Raw genomic sequence first — 7,490 nt, forward strand, 5'->3', positions numbered from 1 at the left:
GCGCGAGGACAGATCCATGTTCCGGAAGCGATTTCGGCAGAGGCCTGTTCGATGGTATGCGTTCCTTCGCGCACCTTGCCGACGATGGCCACCAGACTGTCGCGCATCTGCTTGATGGCAAACAGCAGGCTGCTGGTATCACCGGGCTTGGTCTGCACGTCAGAGGTCAGATCACCTGCGGCGATCTGCTGGGCGATCTCGGCCGCGTAAGCCGGCTCGCCGCCGAGTTGCTTCAACAGCCCACGGGTGATGGCAAACGCCACGAGGACGGAAATGATGGCCACGATGATGGTCAACACGGCCACGACAACCGATGTCCGCGAAGCCATCTCGTTGGTGGCTTCGTGCGCCTTGATGTTTTCAGCGCTGACTTCGTCGATGACCTTGTTGATATCGAGCACGATCTGGCGACGCAGAGGACTACAGTCGTTGACCAGGAAGTCACGATACTCTTCCATCTTGCCGCCTTCGCGATACTGGCGCGGCCGCTTCAGCTCATCCGCCATCTTCAGCAAGCCGGCACGCACCGTCTCGAAGTTCTTGTTACCGGCGAAGGTCGGCTCCATGTCGCGCAAGGCCTTCAGGTAGAGCTGCTTCTGTTCATCGACGATGGCCAGCTCTTTCTGTGCATCGCTGTCACTGCGGAAGACATAGGCATTGCGGGCGGCGATGCCGGTCTGATCAAGGGCTTCGCGCGCAAAGTAAAGCGGTACCAGCCGTTGATCCTGGACCGCGTCGGCGGCCTTGATGGATGCCGTCAGCGAACTGATGCTGGTCAGCGAGATGGCAGCGAGCACTACCGTAAGCGATAGTGACACGGCAAAAGCCAGTAACAGCTTGGTGCCGATTTTCATATTTCTGAACATGTTCATGTTTTGATTCCCCCTGATAAAATACGAGTTCCGAATGTTGATCAATCTTTAGAGAATAATCCGATTTGATAATGACTATAGGCAATTCTCACTAATATTGATGTAGGGATTTTCCCTATAAATCGGAGTTCGAACTTGACCACGGAAAAAATGCGAGTAGTCACGCACACCCAACACGGAAGCGCATATACTCGAAACTTTTTCTCGCAGCCATACGCACTTCCTATCCGCCTTGTAGCAACAACTGCGGCCTTACAACTCCACCAGCACAATCCCTTCCAGACTGAGTGCTAACGCGGCAGCCCCGCCGGGTGCGGCGTAACATCCACGGCATGGCGCATCATCGTGGCCGCAGCGGCAGTAGCGCGACGGAAGTCCCCACTGCCCAGCTTGAAGATACTCACGGTTTCCGACAGCCGGCTCGACTGCTCCTGCAGTGACTGCGCCGCGGCCGCCGCTTCTTCCACCAGTGCTGCATTCTGCTGGGTGACTTCATCCATCTGCACGATGGCTTGATTGATCTGCTCGATGCCATCGCTCTGTTCACCACTGGCCGCCGTGATCTCGGCGACCACGTCGGTGACGCGCTTGACGCTGGCCACCACTTCGCTCATGGTCGCGCCGGCCTGTTCGACCAGGCGGCTGCCGTTTTCCACCCGCGCCACCGAGGTATCGATCAGGGACTTGATTTCCTTGGCCGCTGCCGCGCTGCGTTGGGCCAGGGTGCGCACTTCGGAAGCCACCACCGCAAAGCCACGGCCCTGCTCACCGGCGCGCGCCGCCTCCACTGCGGCATTCAAGGCCAGGATGTTGGTCTGGAACGCGATGCCATCGATGACGGTGATGATCTCCACGATCTTGCGCGAAGCTTCGTTGATCTCACTCATGGTATGCACCACCTCACCCACCACGCTACCGCCCTGGATAGCCACCTGCGAAGCGTTGGCGGCCAGGGTGTTGGCCTGACGTGCGTTGTCGGCGTTCTGCTTTGACGGGGGAGGTCAGTTCTCCCATGGCCGAAGCGGTTTCTTCCAATGCCCCGGCTTGCTGCTCGGTGCGCGAAGACAGTCCCAGGTTGCCGGTAGCGATCTCGGAAGACGCCGTATTGATGGTATCGGTGCCCTCGCGCACCAGCGAAACGATGCGATGCAGGTTGTCGTTCATGGACTTGAGCGACGCCAGCAGCACACCGGTTTCATCCTTGGAGGTAGCGGCGATCTGCACCGTCAAGTCACCTGCGGCCACGGCGGTGGCCACTTGCACGGCTTCATTGAGCGGACGGGTGATGGAACGGGTGATCCACAATGCAGCCAGTATCGACAACACCACGACCACCGCCGACAGCACCACCACGGTATTGACCGCATTGGCCGAGGCCGCATTGCTCTTGGCCACGCTCTGATCCATCAGTGAAGCCTGGAAGGCCGTCATTTCATTGAGCGCGACGAAATACCTGTCCTGGGCCGGAATCACTTCCTTGAACAGGTGCTCGCTGGCCTCCGCCTTTTTCTGCTGGCCAATCAGCTCCCACAGCTTGTCGCGCGGCTTGGCATAGCCCACACGTGCTTCCTTGAGCCGATCGAATATCTCCTTGGCCCGGGGATTATTGAGGCGCTTTTCCAGATCCACCATGAGCTCGTTCACCTCACGGGTACCGTTCTTGGCGCGCTCCAGATACTTGTCCGCAGTGGCCTGGTCAGGCGCGATGATGGCGTTGCGCAAGGCTCGTGCGGCGATGTTGACCTTCTCGCCGATCTGGTTGATCAAGGCTACCTTGACGTAGCGGTCATTGACGATTTCATCGGTGGCATCGCTGACCACCCACAGGCTCTTCACCCCGACCACCGCGATGACGCACATCACTGCGATCAATGCCGCAAAGCACACGCCAAGCCGAACGCTGATCTTGATATCCCTGATTTTCATATCCCACCCCTATGTTCGTTTACACCCGAGCCAACTCAAGAAATCCCTTCCGCAACAACGCCCCCCGGCATCTGCGGCCCAACAGACTATAAACGATTTATTTATTGAATTCATCAAAAATGTTTCCATGCGGAAAAATCGTCTCTTTTTTGTGCCATAGTTAATAGACCGACCACGAACCCGCGAGAAACAATGATGATTGTTGCGCGGAAACCCAGGCCAGAAGCAATGTCTGACTGCAACATAAAAAAGCGGGCAGAAAACGAAAAAGCAACGGCGGACTTAATGCATATCAAATTTCGTCAGGGTTGAAGGCTGTTTTGTATTGCAATAAAGGAAATTAACCGGCTATTGGATTAAAATTCAAATGATTAATTTGATTAATTTAATTCCAAATGAGCATGACTCACCAAGGCGTGGAGTTCGCAATGCCCCTCGACCTGCTCACCGACCACCCGCACGCGCCAGCCATGCTGGACGGCATGACCGGCATCCCCAACCGGCGCTACCTGGATGAACAACTGCAACTGGCCATGCAACACGCCAGCGACAGCAAGAGCGCGCTATCGCTGGTGATGTTCGACGTCGATTTCTTCAACAAGTACAACGCCCTGTACGGCCACATCCAGGGCGACTACTGCCTGCAGGACATCGCTCGCACCGTGCGCAGCGCGCAACGCCGTCACGGCGACCTGGCGGCACGCTACGGCGGAGAAGAATTCGTACTGCTGCTGCCCGACAGCGACCTAGCCGCTGCCCACAAGCTCGCCCAGCAGGTGGTCGATGGCGTGCGCGCACTGAAGATTGCGCATGAAGGCAATGCCGCAGGGGTGGTCACCATCAGTGCGGGAGTGACGTCTTGCGTGCCGCCTCCGGAGACGCCCATCGCGGACATTTTCGCCAGCGCCAACCACGCTCTGTATCACGCCAAGCAAGCCGGGCGCGACCAGGTGCAGGATTGTCCAGCGTTGTCGGCCGTCAGTGGTACGGCCTGAAACACGCACCGGAAAAGCCTCATTCCGCCCCAACCACTCGCAATAGAAAAAGCCCTGACACCAGCCCGCGCCAAGCTGCGAACCCACAAAAATCACTGACAAATCACTGACTCGCGCACTGGCTGCCGGCAGATATGTCGAGAAAAACTTTACACTTTATTCATATCCCGCCCACCGCAACCCGCCTGAAGTCCGCTTCCCACCTGTCCAAAAAGCAGTCACCGTGTACGCGCAGGGCCGCTCGCACGTACAGGCATTTACACCTGTCAATTTCTCTTATAATTTGCAACGTATCCTATGGCGTGCCGACGGAGAACTGGTGATGAGACCAGATCCACGCTGCCGCCCCCTGCAACGACAATCGACTCGCATTTTTTGCAAGCCACCAGATGAGTTCTTCTATGATGTCCGACCGACTCGGCGCCATGAACAAGATCGAAGCCATGTTCATCGAACATCATGGCTGGCTGCGCACGCGCTTGCGGCGCAGCGTGGGCGATGCCTACGCGGCCGATGACGTGGCTGCCGAGACCTTCACGCAGTTGCTCAGTTCGCCGCCGCCCCAGGAAGTGCGCGAACCACGGGCCTTGCTGACCACCATTTCGCGCCGCATCGTCTATGAACTGTGGCGCCGCCGCGACCTCGAAGAAGCCTGCCTGCAGGCGCTCGCCCATCACCGCGAACAAGACCAGGCGATCTCGCCGGAAGACCAGTTGCAACTGCTGCAGGCCTTGCGCGCCATGGACCAGGCGCTGGCCGGCCTGAGCGCCAAGGAATGCGCAGCCTTCCTGCTCTACAAGCTCGATGGCCTGACCTACCAGGCAATTGGCGAACAATTGCGCATCACCCCCAGCGTGGCCCGACGCTACGTGGCCAAGGGCCTGCTGCAATGCTATAAGGCCGCCGGCTTCGCGCCGCTGGAGTAAAGCTGCGCATGAAGAACGAGGACAAGATCGTCGAGCAGGCCATCGACTGGATGCTGCAGATCGAACAGGGCGAACTGGGTGCCGCCCAACAGATCGCCTTTGAACGCTGGAAGGCGGCCGATCCGCGCCATGCCACGGCCTATGCCAACCTGACGCAATCGGTACAGCAGTTCGACATCCCGCGCCAGGTCGGCGCCGCCCCCGACATCCTGCGCAACACGCTGCAGCACAAGAGCCGACGCCGCAAGACCCTCAAGCAGATCGCCGCCCTGGCCGGACTGGCCGTGGGCGCCGGCGCGCTACTGAATCGCATTACCCCGCTGGAGGGACTGAGCGCCGATCTGCACACCGGTACCGGGGAGCGCCAGCGCAGCGTGCTGGCCGATGGCAGCATCGTCACCTTGAATGCGCGCAGCGCCATCGACCACCAGATCCTGCCCGGCTCGCGCCAGATCCGCCTGCTGGCCGGCGAGATGCAATTGCAGGTCGCCGCGCACGGCGCCCTGCCGTTTTCGGTGGACACCGTACACGGCAGCGCCAGCCTGATGGATGGCACCCTGATGCTGGCCCTGCAACCGCTGCGCACCGACCTGGTCGCGCTACAGGCGGCCCAGGTGCTGGTGACCACCCGCAACAATACGCGCGGTGCGCTGGCCGGTGGCCAGCATAGCTGGTTCGACAGCGACAGCATCGGCACCCCGCGCGCCAACGCCGGAGGCGAAGCTTCCTGGGTGGATGGCTACTACACCGCCTCCAATAGTTCACTGGCCGAGGTGGTGGCGGCACTGCGCCCTTATCGCAAGGGCATCGTGCGACTCGATCCTGCAGTGGCCGAGTTGCGCATCAGCGGCGCCTTCCCGCTCGACGATACCGACCGCGCCCTGTCGGCACTGGCCAGTGCCCTGCCAATCACGGTCAGCCGGGTCAGTCCCTATTGGGTGACCATCAGTTCGCGCGCCTGATCCCAATCCCTCCCATGCAAGCGCGACGCCTCGCCCTCCTGCTGGCACACTGCCTGGCTGCCATCCCCATGACCGCCGTCGCGGAAGCCACCTCGGCACCAGCGGCAGCGGCGTCGCTGCAGCCGCGGCAGTTCAGTTTCCAGGTGCCGGCCGGTAGCATGGAGTCGGCCTTGGTGGCCATCGCCCGTGCGGCCGGTGGCATCGTGCTGTTCGAGCCGGCTGCCGCGGCCGAGCTGCGCAGTCCCGGCGTGCAGGGCAGCTACACGCTGCAACAGGCACTGCAACTGGCCTTAGCCGGCAGCCCCCTGCAACTGGTACCACACACCGATGGCTCCTTCGGAGTACGCCGTCCAGCCGTCAACAGCGATGCGGCGAGCGCCGATCCGACGGCGGTGCCACGCTACAACCCGCCGCTACCACCGGTATTGAGCACCGGCCTGGGCCAGACCCGCGGCACCAGCCACGGCTACCTGGACAGTGGCTTCCTGGCCACCGACAGTCGGCTGGCCACGCGCAACGAAACGCCGTTGTCGGGCTTACCCGTCTCCTTGCAGGAAATCACCAGCAGCGTGCTGGAAAGCCAGCAATCGCGCTCGGTGGTGGACAGCCTGCAAAACATCAGCGCGGTCGCCTATGGTCGCGGCGATGGCATCGACCAGGCCGGTACGCTCTACGTGCGCAGCTTCATCGCACCGGTCATGCGCGATGGTTGGGCCGACCTGGTCTCGTTGTCCAACGTGACCAATGGCCGGGTCGCCGGCTCGCGCAGCATCACCTCGCTGGACGTGCCCATCGCCGCCATCGAGCGGGTGGAAGTGCTGGGTGGGGCCGATTCCATCGTGGTGGGCGGGCCGATGGAACCGGGCGGCTCGGTCAATATCGTGACCAAGCAACCGGTGGCCGAGCGCATCGCCGAGTGGACCCTGGAACTGGACAACCGCGGCCATCGCCGCAGCACCCTCGACCTCGGTGGCAGCCTCAGCCAAGACCGCGCCTGGACCTATCGCACCGTACTCTCGGCCACCCACGACAAACGCACCCTGGACGGCTACGACGGCGCGCGCGAGTTCTACCTGGCGCCCTCGATCGGCTACCAGGACCGCGATACCGCCCTGGTAGCAGGCGTGAGTCATCACGTCACGCGCACCCCGTTCGGCGGCTACCAGAGCGCCATGCTCACCAGCGACGGCCCCGGCCCCAACATCCGCAGCGCGCCCTGGGGCTTGCCCGACGACCACAGCCAGGCCACCAAGAGCGAGTTGTTCTACACCTGGGAACAGGCGCTGGGCGCAGACTGGCGCTTCAACAGCAAGGCCCGCATCACGCGCTTGCGCTATGCCTCCGCGGGCTACACCAACTGTGCCGTGACCGACCTCGATGCCGGCACCGGCCTGTGCGTGGCCGACCAGTCGCTGCTGCATACCGACAGCATCAGCCTGGACAACAATGTCTCGCGCAAGATCGTCAGCGGCGACTGGCAGCACACGGTCATGCTCGGCGCCAGTTTTTCGCGCACCCGCTTGCGCAGCTATAGCGATGGCAACAACGCCAACGTGGTGGGCGTCTCCTGGCCGCCGTCCACGGCAGCGCTGCCCCCCATCGACGGCCCGCGCAGCCTGATCAACGGCGACGATGCCATCTACACCTCCAACCTCTACCTGCAGGATCAGATCCGCTGGCAACGCTGGTACCTGCTGGCCAATGTGGGCTACGAACAGGAGCGCAACAACTTCTCGGACGACGTCGACCAGAACGGCGTGGTGCACGACACCTCAGCGCCGCGCCACAGCCCGGTCTATAACCTGGGCA

The 7,490-nt window shown here is 61.5% G+C and carries 5 protein-coding genes and 1 pseudogene; 4 read left to right on the forward strand and 2 right to left on the reverse strand.

All coding sequences use genetic code 11. The annotated features are described in order from the left end of the window. Together I5W_RS14605 and I5W_RS14610 are read right to left on the reverse strand one after the other, a co-directional pair. Positions 1 to 872 (reverse strand): MCP four helix bundle domain-containing protein (locus I5W_RS14605; RefSeq protein ID WP_374702138.1); only part of this gene is annotated, 872 nt, incomplete at its 3' end. A gap of 290 nt (positions 873 to 1,162) precedes the next feature. Next, positions 1,163 to 2,798: pseudogene (locus I5W_RS14610) on the reverse strand (methyl-accepting chemotaxis protein). Positions 2,799 to 3,226: 428 nt separating this feature from the next. On the opposite strand from I5W_RS14610, the gene I5W_RS14615 reads away from it, so the two are divergent. The 4 genes from I5W_RS14615 to I5W_RS14630 all read left to right on the forward strand — a co-directional run. After that, positions 3,227 to 3,793 carry a diguanylate cyclase gene (locus I5W_RS14615; RefSeq protein WP_044529767.1) on the forward strand — a complete coding sequence of 189 codons (567 nt, stop codon included), beginning with the start codon at positions 3,227 to 3,229 and terminating at the stop codon, positions 3,791 to 3,793. A gap of 389 nt (positions 3,794 to 4,182) precedes the next feature. Beyond that, entirely contained in the window at positions 4,183 to 4,719 is a 537-nt protein-coding gene (locus tag I5W_RS14620; protein WP_044529768.1) for a sigma-70 family RNA polymerase sigma factor, read from the forward strand. 8 nt (positions 4,720 to 4,727) lie between these two features. Further along, positions 4,728 to 5,681 carry a FecR domain-containing protein gene (locus tag I5W_RS14625; protein WP_044529769.1) on the forward strand — a complete coding sequence of 318 codons (954 nt, stop codon included), beginning with the start codon at positions 4,728 to 4,730 and terminating at the stop codon, positions 5,679 to 5,681. A 68-nt stretch (positions 5,682 to 5,749) separates the two neighbouring features. Continuing rightward, the coding region (locus I5W_RS14630) for a TonB-dependent siderophore receptor (protein ID WP_252717032.1) at positions 5,750 to 7,490 on the forward strand (1,741 nt) is incomplete at its 3' end.

The organism is Herbaspirillum sp. B65, from assembly GCF_000333555.1.
In the GTDB taxonomy this organism is placed as follows: Bacteria; Pseudomonadota; Gammaproteobacteria; order Burkholderiales; family Burkholderiaceae_D; genus Herbaspirillum; species Herbaspirillum rubrisubalbicans.

Bases quoted from the DNA above. Each gene is read 5' to 3' on its own strand.
- I5W_RS14625 (WP_044529769.1), top strand. From the start codon at position 4,728: ATGAAGAACGAGGACAAGATCGTCGAGCAGGCCATCGACTGGATGCTG.
- I5W_RS14615 (WP_044529767.1), top strand. From the start codon at position 3,227: ATGCCCCTCGACCTGCTCACCGACCACCCGCACGCGCCAGCCATGCTG.
- I5W_RS14620 (WP_044529768.1), top strand. From the start codon at position 4,183: ATGAGTTCTTCTATGATGTCCGACCGACTCGGCGCCATGAACAAGATC.